At 53.2% G+C, this 15,365-nt stretch carries 11 protein-coding genes, 3 tRNA genes and 3 rRNA genes; 6 read left to right on the top strand and 11 right to left on the bottom strand.

Annotated features, from left to right (window positions below):
• Positions 1–32: 32 nt before the first annotated feature.
• The 3 genes from BJF97_RS05945 to BJF97_RS05935 form a co-directional block, all read right to left on the bottom strand.
• On the bottom strand, positions 33–803 hold the full coding sequence (locus BJF97_RS05945) for a class I SAM-dependent methyltransferase (RefSeq protein WP_032693179.1): 771 nt from the start codon (positions 801–803) through the stop codon (positions 33–35).
• Between the two features lie 85 nt (positions 804–888).
• Entirely contained in the window at positions 889–1,686 is a 798-nt protein-coding gene (locus BJF97_RS05940) for an endonuclease/exonuclease/phosphatase family protein (protein WP_025108464.1), read from the bottom strand.
• Positions 1,687–1,791: 105 nt separating this feature from the next.
• Positions 1,792–2,982, bottom strand: coding sequence for an MFS transporter (locus BJF97_RS05935; RefSeq protein ID WP_014228021.1), 1,191 nt, complete (start codon positions 2,980–2,982; stop codon positions 1,792–1,794).
• A 104-nt stretch (positions 2,983–3,086) separates the two neighbouring features.
• Here BJF97_RS05935 and yafC point away from each other — a divergent pair, with 104 nt between their 5' ends.
• Positions 3,087–3,989, top strand: a complete 903-nt coding sequence (gene yafC, locus BJF97_RS05930; RefSeq protein ID WP_004847906.1) for a DNA-binding transcriptional regulator YafC — start codon at positions 3,087–3,089, stop codon at positions 3,987–3,989.
• Between the two features lie 30 nt (positions 3,990–4,019).
• Here the strand turns inward: yafC and dkgB are convergent, their stop codons facing one another.
• The 8 genes from dkgB to gmhB form a co-directional block, all read right to left on the bottom strand.
• Positions 4,020–4,823, bottom strand: a complete 804-nt coding sequence (gene dkgB / locus BJF97_RS05925) for a 2,5-didehydrogluconate reductase DkgB (protein WP_032693178.1) — start codon at positions 4,821–4,823, stop codon at positions 4,020–4,022.
• A gap of 163 nt (positions 4,824–4,986) precedes the next feature.
• Positions 4,987–5,063: transfer RNA gene (locus BJF97_RS05920), tRNA-Asp, on the bottom strand.
• 55 nt (positions 5,064–5,118) lie between these two features.
• Positions 5,119–5,234, bottom strand: a 5S ribosomal RNA gene (gene rrf, locus BJF97_RS05915).
• A 200-nt stretch (positions 5,235–5,434) separates the two neighbouring features.
• Positions 5,435–8,337: ribosomal RNA gene (locus BJF97_RS05910) — 23S ribosomal RNA — on the bottom strand.
• Between the two features lie 178 nt (positions 8,338–8,515).
• Positions 8,516–8,591: transfer RNA gene (locus BJF97_RS05905), tRNA-Ala, on the bottom strand.
• Between the two features lie 107 nt (positions 8,592–8,698).
• Positions 8,699–8,775: transfer RNA gene (locus BJF97_RS05900), tRNA-Ile, on the bottom strand.
• Positions 8,776–8,846: 71 nt separating this feature from the next.
• Positions 8,847–10,384: ribosomal RNA gene (locus BJF97_RS05895) — 16S ribosomal RNA — on the bottom strand.
• Together the 16S, 23S and 5S rRNA genes with 3 tRNA genes alongside form the textbook arrangement of a ribosomal RNA operon.
• A gap of 366 nt (positions 10,385–10,750) precedes the next feature.
• A complete protein-coding gene (gene gmhB / locus BJF97_RS05885) occupies positions 10,751–11,317 on the bottom strand; it encodes a D-glycero-beta-D-manno-heptose 1,7-bisphosphate 7-phosphatase (protein ID WP_032694375.1) in 567 nt (188 codons plus the stop codon).
• A gap of 188 nt (positions 11,318–11,505) precedes the next feature.
• Between gmhB and metN the strand changes: the two genes are divergently transcribed.
• From metN to tsaA, 5 genes are all read left to right on the top strand, one after another.
• Positions 11,506–12,537, top strand: coding sequence for a methionine ABC transporter ATP-binding protein MetN (metN, locus tag BJF97_RS05880; protein WP_004098793.1), 1,032 nt, complete (start codon positions 11,506–11,508; stop codon positions 12,535–12,537).
• Entirely contained in the window at positions 12,530–13,183 is a 654-nt protein-coding gene (locus tag BJF97_RS05875) for a methionine ABC transporter permease MetI (protein WP_004098792.1), read from the top strand. Before metN ends, BJF97_RS05875 begins: the two co-directional genes overlap by 8 nt.
• A 39-nt stretch (positions 13,184–13,222) precedes the next feature.
• Complete coding sequence (gene metQ, locus BJF97_RS05870) at positions 13,223–14,038, top strand: methionine ABC transporter substrate-binding lipoprotein MetQ (RefSeq protein WP_004098791.1); 816 nt, start codon at positions 13,223–13,225, stop codon at positions 14,036–14,038.
• Between the two features lie 108 nt (positions 14,039–14,146).
• A complete protein-coding gene (gene rcsF, locus BJF97_RS05865; protein ID WP_004098790.1) occupies positions 14,147–14,554 on the top strand; it encodes an Rcs stress response system protein RcsF in 408 nt (135 codons plus the stop codon).
• Positions 14,551–15,258 (top strand): tRNA (N6-threonylcarbamoyladenosine(37)-N6)-methyltransferase TrmO, encoded by a 708-nt coding sequence (gene tsaA, locus BJF97_RS05860; protein ID WP_032694377.1) that lies wholly within the window; start codon positions 14,551–14,553, stop codon positions 15,256–15,258. The genes rcsF and tsaA overlap by 4 nt, the downstream gene beginning before the upstream one ends.
• Positions 15,259–15,365: the final 107 nt, after the last annotated feature.

Below are 15,365 nucleotides of genomic sequence, written 5' to 3'. Positions count from 1 at the left end.
ACCCATGCGGTGCCTTTTGTTTTATCTCTGCGTCAGATGGCCTTATGGGCCTCAAACATAATCGTATCGCTGGTGAAAGAACCATCCTGCTGCAATGCAAAATAGGCTTTGACCTCCGCCGATGCGCTCTCCTGGTATAAACGAATCGCTTCCGTCAGCGCCTCTGGCGTCCGCATCCGCGCGACCCAGGAGCTGAACTCCAGAGGCAGGCGATCGGTCAGCAGATGATTTATCACCAAACCGGCCTCACTCGCCATTGTCAGCCATTCGCCGCTGGAGTAGTTGCGAACATGGGAGGTATCGCGCAGCGCCTCAACCGTCTGCAGCCAGACGTCGCGAACAGGATGGCCGGGCGACATCACATCCATAATAATCATCACTCCGCCCGGTTTCAGCACCCGCTTCACTTCGCGCAATGCCCGGCCGACATCATGCCAGTGATGCGCAGAATAACGGCTGATCGCGACATCAAAGCTGGCATCAGCGAAAGGCAAAGATTCGGCATAGCCCTGCTGCGTGGCAATGTTAGCAAAACCTTTATCCCTTGCGGCCTGAGCCACCACCTCCAGCATCTGGCTGGATAAATCATATGCCGTTACCTGGGCAACCTGCCCTGCCGCCGCAAAGCTGGCGTGTCCGGCACCGCATCCCATATCGAGCACGTGGGCCTGAGGGAAGTCCGCCAGCCGTTCGGCCAGGCGCTGCAGATCGCGCCCTGAAGCGTGTACGGCACTGCTCAGGTAGGCGCTAGCCTGTGAGCCAAACTGTTTTTCGACGTTGTCATGATGAGAGCGTGTTGTCATTGCATTGTCCTTCGGTTTTTTGAGTAATAAAGGCAGCACCATGCATACGCAGGCCTGCCCCCATGGCAGGCCTGACATACCTTAATTAATCAGGCTTGCCGGGACTGAATTCAACTAGTAGCGGGTTGTGGTCGGACGCGCGGGTCACCAGCACGGAAGCATCGTGCACGCTTAACCCCCGGTAGAACACAAAATCAAGCGGGCGGCCAAAAGTACGGCGGCGCTGATCGTCAGAGAAGCGGACTTCGCGCAGCGACATTTCACGCGCAAAGCGATACAAAGCGTTCATTCGCGGACGACTCCAGGCGTTAAAGTCACCCGCCATTATCACCGGCCCGCTGTGATGGGCAATCTGGTCGCCAATCGGCAGCAGCTGCTTGCTGTAGACATCCACGCCAAGACTAAAGTTGACCGCGTGGATATTTACCACCATCAGCAGCCGGGTATCCGGTAACGGGTAAACGGTGACCAACGCTGACTTTGCCAGCCGCAGGATAGGCTCGCGCTCGCGCAGTGGGCAGCAGTAAATGGGGTGGGCGGAAGCTAACGTCATCACGCCGGAAGGATGCTGCGGAAGCACCAGTGCCGGAACCTGGTCAGCGGCCAGATAATTGGAGGTGGCGAATTTCACTAACTCAGGCGTGGTTTGCGCTTCCTGTAATAACACCAGGTGCGCATCTTTACCAAAGTTGTTAAGAACTGATTTCCACTCGGCGCGCTGCTGCTTGAAGATGTTCCACACCAGTACGCGGATTTTTTCATCCGAACTTAACGGTACTCCCGCCGGAAAAGCCGGAGTCATGCCAGCAAACGACCCCGGAGGTAAGATTCTCTCCGCAGGCTGTCCGGCGACGTAGCGCATGGCATAGGTATTCTTTCGCAATTTAGGCATCAAACCTCGATAACAGGAAACCAGCCCGAGACTGCAGCTGGTCCTTCTGTTATAGGGATTTTTGTATACACTTTCAATGCAATTTGCCAGAAACCTTTATCCTTCTACGGAAAGAACCGTAGCACAGCGCTGAGGCTTATCGAGCCGGCCGCTAAGAACCACCAGCAACAGCGCGACCAGAACTATCAGCGCGCCAATCCAGGGCGTCTGATCCAGACCATAATGTTCTACCGTCTGCCCGCCAATCACCGATCCTAAGGCAATCCCGATGTTAAAGGCGGCAATATTCAGGCCTGAGGCAACGTCAACCGCGCCTGGAGTATACTGCTCCGCTTTCTGCACAACGTATACCTGCAGACCCGGAACGTTACCGAATGCGAAGATGCCCATCACCAGTACCGTCGCCAGCGCCGCATACTGAATGCTGGCCGTAAACTGAAAGATCAGCAGTAAAGCAACCAGGGCGGCAAAAATCAGCTTCAGCGCGGGCACGGCGCCATGCTTATCCGCCAGCTTTCCGCCCCATACGTTGCCCACCGCCACAGAAACACCGTAGCCCAGGAGGATCCAGCTAACGGCCGCCGGGCTAAATCCGGCAAGATCCTGCATCATCGGCGCCAGGAAGGTAAAAGCGGTGAATACGCCGCCGTATCCCAAAGCCGTAATGGCATAGATTATCAGTAAACGAGGATGAGTCAGAACCTGGAGCTGAGCGCGCAAACCGGCGCTGACACGACCGGGAATGTTATTCGGCACCAGGATAAGGCTGCTCATTAACGCGATTACGCCAAGGATCGACACGGCAAGGAACGTCTCGCGCCAGCCAAAGTGTTGGCCGATAAAGGTGCCCAATGGTACGCCGGTCACCAGCGCAACGGTCAGACCGCCAAACATAATCGCAATCGCCGAAGCCGCTTTCTCTTTCGGGACCAGGCTGGTCGCAATTGTCGATCCGATCGAAAAGAATACCCCGTGCGCCAGTCCCGTCAGCAGGCGTGCCAGAACCAGAGTTTCATAACCCGGCGCCTGCCAGGCCAGCAGGTTACCGGCGGTAAACAGCGCCATTAACGCCAGCAGCAGTTGCTTACGCGGCATACGCCCGGTCAGCGCGGTGAGCACCGGGGCGCCAATCGCCACGCCGAGCGCGTAGATAGAAACCAACAGCCCCGCTGAGGGTAGCGAAATAGCGAGTTGTTCTGCAATGGTGGGCACCAGGCCCACAATGACAAATTCGGTCGTGCCAATAGCAAAGGCACCGATAGTTAAGGCAAGTAGCGCCAGCGGCATAATGTACTCCGTATCAACATGATTAAGATGACACGTAGTATGAAGAGATGCTTTAATAACAAAAATAGCCAAAGTATCAATAGAATTTTGCCACAGGTGCAATAATGAGAGCTACCTCAGAAGAAATCGCCATTTTTGTCGCCGTGGTCGAGAGCGGCAGCTTTAGCCGCGCAGCGGAACAGCTAGGTCAGGCCAATTCCGCCGTCAGCCGGGCGGTGAAAAAGCTGGAATCAAAGCTCGGCGTGAGCCTGCTTAACCGTACGACCCGTCAGCTAAGCCTGACCGAAGAAGGAGAACGTTATTTCCGTCGCATGCAGGTTGTGCTTCAGGAGATGGCCGCTGCCGAAAATGAACTTCTGGAGAGTCGTACGACGCCAAGAGGACTATTACGGGTTGATGCCGCGACGCCGGTGATACTGCATTTCCTGATGCCGTTGATAAAACCCTTCCGCGAGCGTTATCCAGAGATGAGCCTTACACTGGTCTCGTCCGAAACCTTTATCAATCTGATTGAGCGGAAAGTTGACGTCGCGATCCGCGCCGGCACGCTGACCGATTCCAGCCTGCGCGCCAGGCCATTGTTTAATAGCTACCGCAAAATAATCGCTTCACCGGACTATCTTGCTCGCCATGGCACGCCGCAAAGCGTCGCTGAGCTAAAAAATCATCAATGCCTCGGTTTTAGCGAACCTGTTTCATTGAATACCTGGCCAGTCTCCTGCTGCGATGGCCAGCTGCTGGAAATCGAAAGCGAGATATCTTCCAATAGCGGAGAAACGCTCAAGCAGCTGTGCCTGGCCGGTAACGGAATCGCCTGTCTGTCGGACTATATGGTGGATAAGGAAATTGCTGAAGGGGCGTTTGTCGAACTGCTGGCTGATAAACGGCTGCCGGTTGAAATGCCGTTTAGCGCGGTTTACTACAGCGACAGAGCCGTAAGCACGCGGATCAGAGCCTTTATCGACTTTCTTAGCGAACATGTAAAACAGCTCCCGAAGGAGCTGTAAGAGGGTTGTAGAGTACAGAGGGGGATTAGATTAGTCCCATTCAGGCGCCAGACCGTCCGGGCTAACCAGACGATCGTTGCAGTCCAGGGCGGCGATCGCCTGGCGATCGTCTTCATCAAGCTGCAGATCCTGAGCTTTAAGGTTGCTTGCCAGGTTTTCGCGCCGCGTCGAAGACGGAATTACCGCATAACCTTCGCCCATTGCCCAGGCCAGGATAACCTGTGCCGGCGTGGCATTATGTTTCGTCGCAATACGTGCAATCACTTCATCTTTCAGCGCCTTACCGTAGGCCAGCGTCATGTAAGAGGTGATATGAATACCGTGTTCACGCGCCCAATCAACCACTTTACGATTCTGCAGGTACGGAGAGAGTTCAACCTGGTTGGTCGCGATATTCTCTGCGCCAACGGCGGCAATTGCCCGCTCCATCAGCGGAATGGTGAAGTTAGAAATACCAATCTGACGGGTCAGCCCCTGCTTTTTCGCTTCCAGCAGCGCGGCCATAAACTCTTCGACGGCAACGGCATCGTTTGGCGACGGCCAGTGGATTAACGTCAGGTCGACATAGTCAGTTCGCAGCTTCAGCAGGCTCTCTTTCAGGCTGGCGATCAGCTTGTCTTTGCTGAGATTTTCAATCCAGATCTTGGTGGTGATGAACAGTTCATCGCGCGCAACGCCGCTTTCAGCAATAGCCTGACCCACAGCAGCTTCATTATCATAGATTTGCGCGGTATCAATGGTGCGATAGCCCAGCTCAAACGCCGTTTTTACAGATGCAATAACCACGTCATCTTTCAGACGGAAGGTCCCAAGACCAAATGCAGGGATTGTCATGATTTTCCTCTTTATTCATTCATATCGGTTAACGAGGGTAATTATGACCAACGAGAGGATTGAGAAAAAGAGCGCTAAACGCAGAGGATTTTTGCTAAAAAAGCAATAATAAAGCGACAAGCAAAGAAAAAGCCCTGAGCAAATGCTCAGGGCTTTTAATAAGTGGCGGAACGGACGGGACTCGAACCCGCGACCCCCTGCGTGACAGGCAGGTATTCTAACCGACTGAACTACCGCTCCACCGAATACTTCTGTAACCACCGGATTTATGCACCGGCTTACTACTTAATTTGATGCCTGGCAGTTCCCTACTCTCACATGGGGAGACCCCACACTACCATCGGCGCTACGGCGTTTCACTTCTGAGTTCGGCATGGGGTCAGGTGGGACCACCGCGCTAGTGCCGCCAGGCAAATTCTTTGTGCTCAGTACGCAATTCTTTATCGCATCAGCTGCGTTGCCCGCGCTCGTAAAGTCAGTCACATACCTCAGTATGCTCCTTCCTTTCCTTCGCTTGTCGCCTTGCTGCTGCGCAAATTATTGCGTACTCAACTCTGAATCTAAGCTGAAATTGTTGTCTTCTCAAATCGCCAAAACATCTTCGGCGTTGTAAGGTTAAGCCTCACGGTTCATTAGTACCGGTTAGCTCAACGCATCGCTGCGCTTACACACCCGGCCTATCAACGTCGTCGTCTTCAACGTTCCTTCAGGACCCTTAAAGGGTCAGGGAGAACTCATCTCGGGGCAAGTTTCGTGCTTAGATGCTTTCAGCACTTATCTCTTCCGCATTTAGCTACCGGGCAATGCCATTGGCATGACAACCCGAACACCAGTGATGCGTCCACTCCGGTCCTCTCGTACTAGGAGCAGCCCCCCTCAATTCTCCAGCGCCCACGGCAGATAGGGACCGAACTGTCTCACGACGTTCTAAACCCAGCTCGCGTACCACTTTAAATGGCGAACAGCCATACCCTTGGGACCTACTTCAGCCCCAGGATGTGATGAGCCGACATCGAGGTGCCAAACACCGCCGTCGATATGAACTCTTGGGCGGTATCAGCCTGTTATCCCCGGAGTACCTTTTATCCGTTGAGCGATGGCCCTTCCATTCAGAACCACCGGATCACTATGACCTGCTTTCGCACCTGCTCGCGCCGTCACGCTCGCAGTCAAGCCAGCTTATGCCATTGCACTAACCTCCTGATGTCCGACCAGGATTAGCTGACCTTCGTGCTCCTCCGTTACTCTTTAGGAGGAGACCGCCCCAGTCAAACTACCCACCAGACACTGTCCGCAACCCGGATTACGGGCCCACGTTAGAACACCAGCCATTAAAGGGTGGTATTTCAAGGATGGCTCCATGCAGACTGGCGTCCACACTTCAAAGCCTCCCACCTATCCTACACATCAAGGACCAGTGTTCAGTGTCAAGCTATAGTAAAGGTTCACGGGGTCTTTCCGTCTTGCCGCGGGTACACTGCATCTTCACAGCGAGTTCAATTTCACTGAGTCTCGGGTGGAGACAGCCTGGCCATCATTACGCCATTCGTGCAGGTCGGAACTTACCCGACAAGGAATTTCGCTACCTTAGGACCGTTATAGTTACGGCCGCCGTTTACCGGGGCTTCGATCAAGAGCTTCTCCGCGAGGATAACCCCATCAATTAACCTTCCGGCACCGGGCAGGCGTCACACCGTATACGTCCACTTTCGTGTTTGCACAGTGCTGTGTTTTTAATAAACAGTTGCAGCCAGCTGGTATCTTCGACTGATTTCAGCTCCATGAGCAAGTCACTTCACTTACCATCAGCGTGCCTTCTCCCGAAGTTACGGCACCATTTTGCCTAGTTCCTTCACCCGAGTTCTCTCAAGCGCCTTGGTATTCTCTACCTGACCACCTGTGTCGGTTTGGGGTACGATTTGATGTTACCTGATGCTTAGAGGCTTTTCCTGGAAGCAGGGCATTTGTCACTTCAGCACCGTAGTGCCTCGTCATCACACCTCAGCGTTAGTGACGTTCCGGATTTACCTGGAACATCCGCCTACATGCTTAAACCGGGACAACCGTCGCCCGGCCAACATAGCCTTCTCCGTCCCCCTTCGCAGTAACACCGAGTACAGGAATATTAACCTGTTTCCCATCGACTACGCCTTTCGGCCTCGCCTTAGGGGTCGACTCACCCTGCCCCGATTAACGTTGGACAGGAACCCTTGGTCTTCCGGCGTGCGGGTTTTTCACCCGCATTATCGTTACTTATGTCAGCATTCGCACTTCTGATACCTCCAGCAACCCTCACAGGCCACCTTCAACGGCTTACAGAACGCTCCCCTACCCAACAACACATAGTGTCGCTGCCGCAGCTTCGGTGCATGGTTTAGCCCCGTTACATCTTCCGCGCAGGCCGACTCGACCAGTGAGCTATTACGCTTTCTTTAAATGATGGCTGCTTCTAAGCCAACATCCTGGCTGTCTGGGCCTTCCCACATCGTTTCCCACTTAACCATGACTTTGGGACCTTAGCTGGCGGTCTGGGTTGTTTCCCTCTTCACGACGGACGTTAGCACCCGCCGTGTGTCTCCCGTGATAACATTCTTCGGTATTCGTAGTTTGCATCGGGTTGGTAAGTCGGGATGACCCCCTAGCCGAAACAGTGCTCTACCCCGAAGATGAATTCACGAGGCGCTACCTAAATAGCTTTCGGGGAGAACCAGCTATCTCCCGGTTTGATTGGCCTTTCACCCCCAGCCACAAGTCATCCGCTAATTTTTCAACATTAGTCGGTTCGGTCCTCCAGTTAGTGTTACCCAACCTTCAACCTGCCCATGGCTAGATCACCGGGTTTCGGGTCTATACCCTGCAACTTAACGCCCAGTTAAGACTCGGTTTCCCTGCGGCTCCCCTATACGGTTAACCTTGCTACAGAATATAAGTCGCTGACCCATTATACAAAAGGTACGCAGTCACCCAACCAGTGGGCTCCTACTGCTTGTACGTACACGGTTTCAGGTTCTTTTTCACTCCCCTCGCCGGGGTTCTTTTCGCCTTTCCCTCACGGTACTGGTTCACTATCGGTCAGTCAGGAGTATTTAGCCTTGGAGGATGGTCCCCCCATATTCAGACAGGATACCACGTGTCCCGCCCTACTCTTCGAGTTCACAACCTGTGCGTTTTAGTGTACGGGAGTATCACCCTGTACCCTGCGACTTTCCAGACGCTTCCACTAACACACAAGCTGATTCAGACTCCGGGCTGCTCCCCGTTCGCTCGCCGCTACTGGGGAATCTCGGTTGATTTCTTTTCCTCGGGGTACTTAGATGTTTCAGTTCCCCCGGTTCGCCTCGTTAACCTATGTATTCAGTTAACGATAGTGCAACGAATTGCACTGGGTTTCCCCATTCGGACATCGCCGGCTGTAACGGTTCATATCACCTTACCGACGCTTTTCGCAGATTAGCACGTCCTTCATCGCCTCTGACTGCCAGGGCATCCACCGTGTACGCTTAGTCGCTTAACCTCACAACCCGAAGATGTTTCGTAAAACATCGTCGTGTCGCGAAAATTTGAGAGACTCGAACACACATTAACTGTGTGTCGTTTCAATTTTCAGCTTGATCCAGATTTTTAAAGAGCAAAACTTCGCAGTGAACCTTTTCAGGTACACTCTGAAGTTTTCTTGTGTTGTGCAGTAAAGATGGTGGAGCTATGCGGGATCGAACCGCAGACCTCCTGCGTGCAAAGCAGGCGCTCTCCCAGCTGAGCTATAGCCCCATCGTAGTTAAATCTCATCAACCTTAATTTCTGTTGAGGCAAGGCGTGGTGACACGAAGCATACTAAAGTATGTGAGTGTCGCCGCAACGCAGCATCAGCAGAAATTTGGTAGGCCTGAGTGGACTTGAACCACCGACCTCACCCTTATCAGGGGTGCGCTCTAACCACCTGAGCTACAAGCCTGCAGAGATTTTTTACTGCTACATTTTCATCAGACAATCTGTGTGAGCACTACAAAGGCAGGTTCTTTAAGGTAAGGAGGTGATCCAACCGCAGGTTCCCCTACGGTTACCTTGTTACGACTTCACCCCAGTCATGAATCACAAAGTGGTAAGCGCCCTCCCGAAGGTTAAGCTACCTACTTCTTTTGCAACCCACTCCCATGGTGTGACGGGCGGTGTGTACAAGGCCCGGGAACGTATTCACCGTGGCATTCTGATCCACGATTACTAGCGATTCCGACTTCATGGAGTCGAGTTGCAGACTCCAATCCGGACTACGACATACTTTATGAGGTCCGCTTGCTCTCGCGAGGTCGCTTCTCTTTGTATATGCCATTGTAGCACGTGTGTAGCCCTACTCGTAAGGGCCATGATGACTTGACGTCATCCCCACCTTCCTCCAGTTTATCACTGGCAGTCTCCTTTGAGTTCCCGGCCTAACCGCTGGCAACAAAGGATAAGGGTTGCGCTCGTTGCGGGACTTAACCCAACATTTCACAACACGAGCTGACGACAGCCATGCAGCACCTGTCTCACGGTTCCCGAAGGCACCAAAGCATCTCTGCTAAGTTCCGTGGATGTCAAGAGTAGGTAAGGTTCTTCGCGTTGCATCGAATTAAACCACATGCTCCACCGCTTGTGCGGGCCCCCGTCAATTCATTTGAGTTTTAACCTTGCGGCCGTACTCCCCAGGCGGTCGACTTAACGCGTTAGCTCCGGAAGCCACTCCTCAAGGGAACAACCTCCAAGTCGACATCGTTTACAGCGTGGACTACCAGGGTATCTAATCCTGTTTGCTCCCCACGCTTTCGCACCTGAGCGTCAGTCTTTGTCCAGGGGGCCGCCTTCGCCACCGGTATTCCTCCAGATCTCTACGCATTTCACCGCTACACCTGGAATTCTACCCCCTCTACAAGACTCCAGCCTGCCAGTTTCGAATGCAGTTCCCAGGTTGAGCCCGGGGATTTCACATCCGACTTGACAGACCGCCTGCGTGCGCTTTACGCCCAGTAATTCCGATTAACGCTTGCACCCTCCGTATTACCGCGGCTGCTGGCACGGAGTTAGCCGGTGCTTCTTCTGCGGGTAACGTCAATCGACAAGGTTATTAACCTTATCGCCTTCCTCCCCGCTGAAAGTACTTTACAACCCGAAGGCCTTCTTCATACACGCGGCATGGCTGCATCAGGCTTGCGCCCATTGTGCAATATTCCCCACTGCTGCCTCCCGTAGGAGTCTGGACCGTGTCTCAGTTCCAGTGTGGCTGGTCATCCTCTCAGACCAGCTAGGGATCGTCGCCTAGGTGAGCCGTTACCCCACCTACTAGCTAATCCCATCTGGGCACATCTGATGGCAAGAGGCCCGAAGGTCCCCTCTTTGGTCTTGCGACGTTATGCGGTATTAGCTACCGTTTCCAGTAGTTATCCCCCTCCATCAGGCAGTTTCCCAGACATTACTCACCCGTCCGCCACTCGTCACCCGAGAGCAAGCTCTCTGTGCTACCGTTCGACTTGCATGTGTTAGGCCTGCCGCCAGCGTTCAATCTGAGCCATGATCAAACTCTTCAATTTAAGTTTGATGCTCGTGAATTAAACTTCGTAATGAATTACGTGTTCACTCAGAGACTTGGTATTCATTTTTCGTCTTGCGACGTTAAGAATCCATGTCACTTTGAGTGCCCACACAGATTGTCTGATAAATTGTTAAAGAGCAGTGCAACGCGGCTTTCGCTCACCGTTGCGAGGTGGCGTATATTACGCTTTCCTCTTTCAGAGTCAACCCGTTATTTCAGGATTTTTTCTCTTCAACCGACCCGGTTGTTTGTGAAGTGATTCACATCTGCCGTGTCAGTGGGAGCGCATTATAGGGAGTTATTCGGCGGTGACAAGCGGTAAAATGCAATTTTATTTCAACCGCTCACCTTTTATACATAACGCTTATTTTTGCTGCTTTTTGATAGCATCCGGCAGGTCTGCCAGGCTATTAAGCACCCAATCAGCGGCACTTTCGGCTTCTGGGGTCATCGGCTTGCCGGTGCGCACTAATACTTTCGTGCCGACATTGGCCGCCAGAGCTGCCTGCATATCTTCGACTTTATCGCCAACCATAAAGGAAGCCGCCATATCAATATGCAGATAGTCGCGCGCCGAAATCAGCATACCCGGATGCGGCTTGCGGCAGTCGCAGGTCTGGCGAAACTCTTCAACGGTTCCCTGCGGGTGGTGCGGACAATAATAGATGCCATCCAGATCAACGCCGCGATCGGCCAGCGACCAGTCCATCCACTCCGTCAGCGTTTCAAACTGCTCTTCAGTAAACTTACCGCGGGCGATACCGGACTGGTTGGTCACCAGCACCAGCGCGTAACCCATCTCCTTTAATTGACGCATTGCGTCAATGACACCATCGATAAATTCAAAGTTGTCGATTTCATGGACATAGCCGTGATCGACATTAATCGTGCCATCACGGTCAAGAAAAATTGCGGGTACTGACATTGCCACCGGTTTGCTCCTGATAAAGGCTAATGCGCGTAGTATCGCATGTTTCCGGACGCAAGAAAGTGCTCATTATACAGAGTCAGATTGATTTAGACGTCTGGATGCCTTAACATCCATTTCATTGACAGGCATCGCCTGGACACGGCAGAAGAAAATGCCACGGCAAACGGCTAAACGATAATAAATAACTGATGATTAAACTTTCGAATATTACCAAAGTGTTCCAGCAGGGAAATCGCAGCATACAGGCGCTGAACGATGTCAGCCTGCATGTCCCCGCCGGGCAAATTTATGGCGTCATCGGCGCTTCCGGCGCGGGTAAAAGTACGTTAATCCGCTGCGTTAACCTGCTCGAACGTCCAACGCAGGGCAGCGTACAGGTGGGCGGCCAGGAACTAACGGCGCTGTCAGAAAAAGAGCTCACTCGCGCCCGTCGCCAGATTGGCATGATCTTCCAGCACTTTAACCTGCTTGCCTCACGCACCGTATTCGGCAACGTGGCGTTGCCTCTGGAGCTCGACAATACGCCGAAAGATGAAATCAAGCGCCGGGTGACCGAGCTGCTCGATCTCGTCGGTCTGGGGGATAAACACGATAGCTATCCGGCAAATCTCTCCGGCGGTCAAAAACAGCGCGTGGCCATCGCCCGTGCGCTGGCGAGCAATCCAAAAGTCCTGCTCTGCGACGAAGCCACCAGCGCTCTGGACCCGGCCACTACGCGTTCGATTCTGGAACTGCTGAAAGATATCAACCGTCGCCTGGGCCTGACGATTTTGCTGATTACCCATGAAATGGATGTCGTCAAACGCATCTGCGATTGCGTTGCCGTTATCAGCAACGGCCAGCTGATTGAACAGGATACGGTGAGTGAGGTCTTCTCTCATCCCAAAACCCCGCTGGCGCAACAGTTTATTCAGTCAACGCTGCACCTTGATATCCCGGATGATTATCAGGCCCGCCTTAAACCTGAAGCGCTTCCCGATAGCGTGCCCATGCTGCGCATGGAGTTTACGGGTCACTCCGTTGATGCCCCGCTTCTTTCTGAGACTGCCCGTCGTTTTAATGTGAATAACAACATTATTAGTGCGCAGATGGATTACGCGGGCGGCGTCAAGTTCGGCATTATGCTCACTGAGATGCACGGCACGCAGGAAGATACCCAGGCCGCAATCGCCTGGCTACAGGAACACCATGTAAAAGTAGAGGTACTGGGATATGTCTGAACCAATGATTTGGCTGCTGGTTCGCGGCGTATGGGAAACGCTGGCCATGACGTTTGTCTCCGGCTTCTTCGGTTTTGTTCTCGGCCTGCCGGTCGGCGTGCTGCTGTACGTCACCCGTCCGGGGCAAATTGTCGCTAATGCGAAGCTCTACCGCACGCTTTCGGCGGTGGTGAATATTTTCCGCTCGATTCCTTTTATTATCCTGCTGGTGTGGATGATCCCATTCACTCGCGTGATCGTTGGCACGTCGATCGGCCTGCAGGCGGCTATCGTTCCGCTGACGGTCGGCGCCGCGCCGTTTATCGCCCGTATGGTGGAAAACGCCCTGCTGGAGATCCCCACCGGCCTTATCGAAGCATCCCGCGCCATGGGCGCAACGCCGATGCAGATCGTGCGTAAGGTTCTGCTGCCGGAAGCGCTGCCGGGCCTGGTGAATGCGGCAACCATCACGCTCATTACGCTGGTCGGCTATTCCGCGATGGGCGGCGCCGTGGGTGCCGGTGGTCTCGGGCAGATTGGCTATCAGTACGGTTATATCGGCTACAATGCAACGGTAATGAATACCGTACTGGTGCTGCTGGTTATTCTGGTGTACTTAATCCAATTCTCAGGCGATCGTATCGTCCGGGCTGTGACTCACAAATAACATTACACACAATACAGAATCTTACAGGAAGGAAATAACATGGCCTTTAATTTCAAAACCTTTGCGGCAGTCGGCGCGTTAATCGGTTCTCTGGCTCTGGTGGGTTGCGGTCAGGACGAAAAAGATCCTAACCATATTAAAGTCGGCGTTATCGTCGGTGCGGAGCAGCAGGTTGCGGAAGTCGCGCAGAAAGTAGCAAAAGAAAAATACGGCCTTGATGTCGAACTGGTGACCTTCAACGACTACGTTCTGCCGAACGAAGCGCTGAGCAAAGGCGATATCGACGTTAACGCCTTCCAGCATAAACCGTATCTTGACCAGCAAATCAAAGACCGCGGCTACAAGCTGGTTTCCGTAGGTAACTCTTTTGTTTACCCGATTGCGGGTTATTCGAAAAAAATCAAATCGCTGGACGAACTGCAGCCGGGCTCTCAGGTTGCGATTCCTAACGATCCCACCAACCTTGGCCGCTCTCTGCTGCTGCTGCAACAGGTTGGCCTGATCAAACTGAAAGAAGGCGTTGGTCTGCTGCCAACCTCTCTGGATATTATTGAAAACCCGAAAAACCTGAAAATTGTTGAGCTGGAAGCCCCGCAGCTGCCGCGCTCTCTGGATGATGCGCAAATCGCTCTGGCGGTTATCAATACCACCTATGCCAGCCAGATTGGCTTAACGCCGGCAAAAGACGGTATTTTTGTGGAAGGTAAAGAGTCTCCGTACGTGAATCTGATTGTCGCTCGCGAAGACAACAAAGATGCGGAAAATGTTAAGAAATTTGTTCAGGCCTATCAGAGTGATGAAGTTTACGAAGCGGCTAACAAAATCTTTAACGGCGGTGCGGTGAAAGGCTGGTAATCTTTTCTCAGCGTAATATCATTCAGGACGGGCTTTATGCCCGTCTTGTCATTTATGCAAGCACCTGATTCAATAGCGCCCTGTTTTATTATTTATTGAGGAAATACTATGCGTGCTTTACCGGTCTGTTTGTTAGCACTCATGTTAAGCGGTTGTTCTATGCTAAGCAGATCTCCCGTCGAGCCTGTACAAAGCACCGTAACCCCGCCTGCCAAATCGGAACCGGCAAAACCGAAAGCGACGCGTCCGGCCCCGGTAAGAATCTATACCGATGCAACAGAATTGGTGGGTAAACCTTTCCGCGAACTCGGCGAAGTCACCGGTGAATCATGCCAGGCCTCGAATCAAGACTCTCCGCCCAATATCCCGACGGCGCGCAAGCGCATGCAGATTAACGCGGCAAAAATGAAAGCCAATGCCGTGCTGCTGCACCGCTGCGAAGTGACCAGCGGAACTCCGGGCTGCTACCGCCAGGCCGTCTGCCTTGGTTCAGCGCTTAACGTTACGGCGCAATGAGTGATTTTCAGTTTGCGCAGATAGGCGTTATTCGCTCGCCCTATAAAGAAAAATTTGCCGTTCCCCGCCAGCCTGGGCTGGTTAAAAACGGCGGCGGCGAATTACATCTTCTGCCCCCCTATAACCAGGCCGATGCCGTACGTGGCCTGGAAAACTTCAGCCATCTGTGGATCCTGTTTGTGTTTCATCAGACCATGGAAGGCGGCTGGCGCCCGACCGTGCGCCCTCCCCGCCTCGGCGGTAATGCGCGGATGGGCGTTTTCGCCACCCGTTCGACCTTTCGTCCTAATCCAATCGGTATGTCGCTGGTCGAGCTAAAAGGTATTCGCTGCCAGAAAGAACACGTCGTTCTGGAACTCGGTAGTCTGGACCTGGTGGATGGTACGCCGGTCGTGGATATCAAACCTTACCTGCCCTTTGCCGAAGCGCTGCCGGAAGCCAGCGCGAGCTACGCGCAGCAGGCACCGCAGGCGGAAGTGGCGGTGAGCTTCACGCCAGAAACAGAAGCCCGGCTTTTAGAACTGGAAAAGCGCTATCCCCGACTTAAGATGTTTATTAGCGAAGTTCTGGCGCAAGATCCGCGCCCGGCATATCGTAAAGAAGAAGACCCGGGAAAGACCTACGCCGTCTGGCTGCTGGATTTTAACGTGCGCTGGCGGGTGATTTCGTCCGGTTTTGAAATCTTTTCTCTCGAACCACGCTAATTTTATTTTCCTCTCTTTTGGCATCTTTGCCACACTGGTAAACTAAACCACTTTTTTGTGTCAGGCTGGCTCCCAGTCTGTATCGATCGTCCAAATGGAACCGTAAC

This window comes from Klebsiella sp. LTGPAF-6F, assembly GCF_001753185.1.
Lineage (GTDB): Bacteria > Pseudomonadota > Gammaproteobacteria > Enterobacterales > Enterobacteriaceae > Klebsiella > Klebsiella michiganensis.
This window is presented reverse-complemented; position numbering and strand designations above follow the sequence as displayed.

Excerpts from the sequence above, each read along its gene's own strand:
- BJF97_RS05945 (WP_032693179.1), bottom strand. The coding sequence starts at position 803 with ATGACAACACGCTCTCATCATGACAACGTCGAAAAACAGTTTGGCTCA.
- BJF97_RS05935 (WP_014228021.1), bottom strand. The coding sequence starts at position 2,982 with ATGCCGCTGGCGCTACTTGCCTTAACTATCGGTGCCTTTGCTATTGGC.
- yafC (WP_004847906.1), top strand. The coding sequence starts at position 3,087 with ATGAGAGCTACCTCAGAAGAAATCGCCATTTTTGTCGCCGTGGTCGAG.
- dkgB (WP_032693178.1), bottom strand. The coding sequence starts at position 4,823 with ATGACAATCCCTGCATTTGGTCTTGGGACCTTCCGTCTGAAAGATGAC.
- metN (WP_004098793.1), top strand. The coding sequence starts at position 11,506 with ATGATTAAACTTTCGAATATTACCAAAGTGTTCCAGCAGGGAAATCGC.
- BJF97_RS05875 (WP_004098792.1), top strand. The coding sequence starts at position 12,530 with ATGTCTGAACCAATGATTTGGCTGCTGGTTCGCGGCGTATGGGAAACG.
- metQ (WP_004098791.1), top strand. The coding sequence starts at position 13,223 with ATGGCCTTTAATTTCAAAACCTTTGCGGCAGTCGGCGCGTTAATCGGT.
- rcsF (WP_004098790.1), top strand. The coding sequence starts at position 14,147 with ATGCGTGCTTTACCGGTCTGTTTGTTAGCACTCATGTTAAGCGGTTGT.
- tsaA (WP_032694377.1), top strand. The coding sequence starts at position 14,551 with ATGAGTGATTTTCAGTTTGCGCAGATAGGCGTTATTCGCTCGCCCTAT.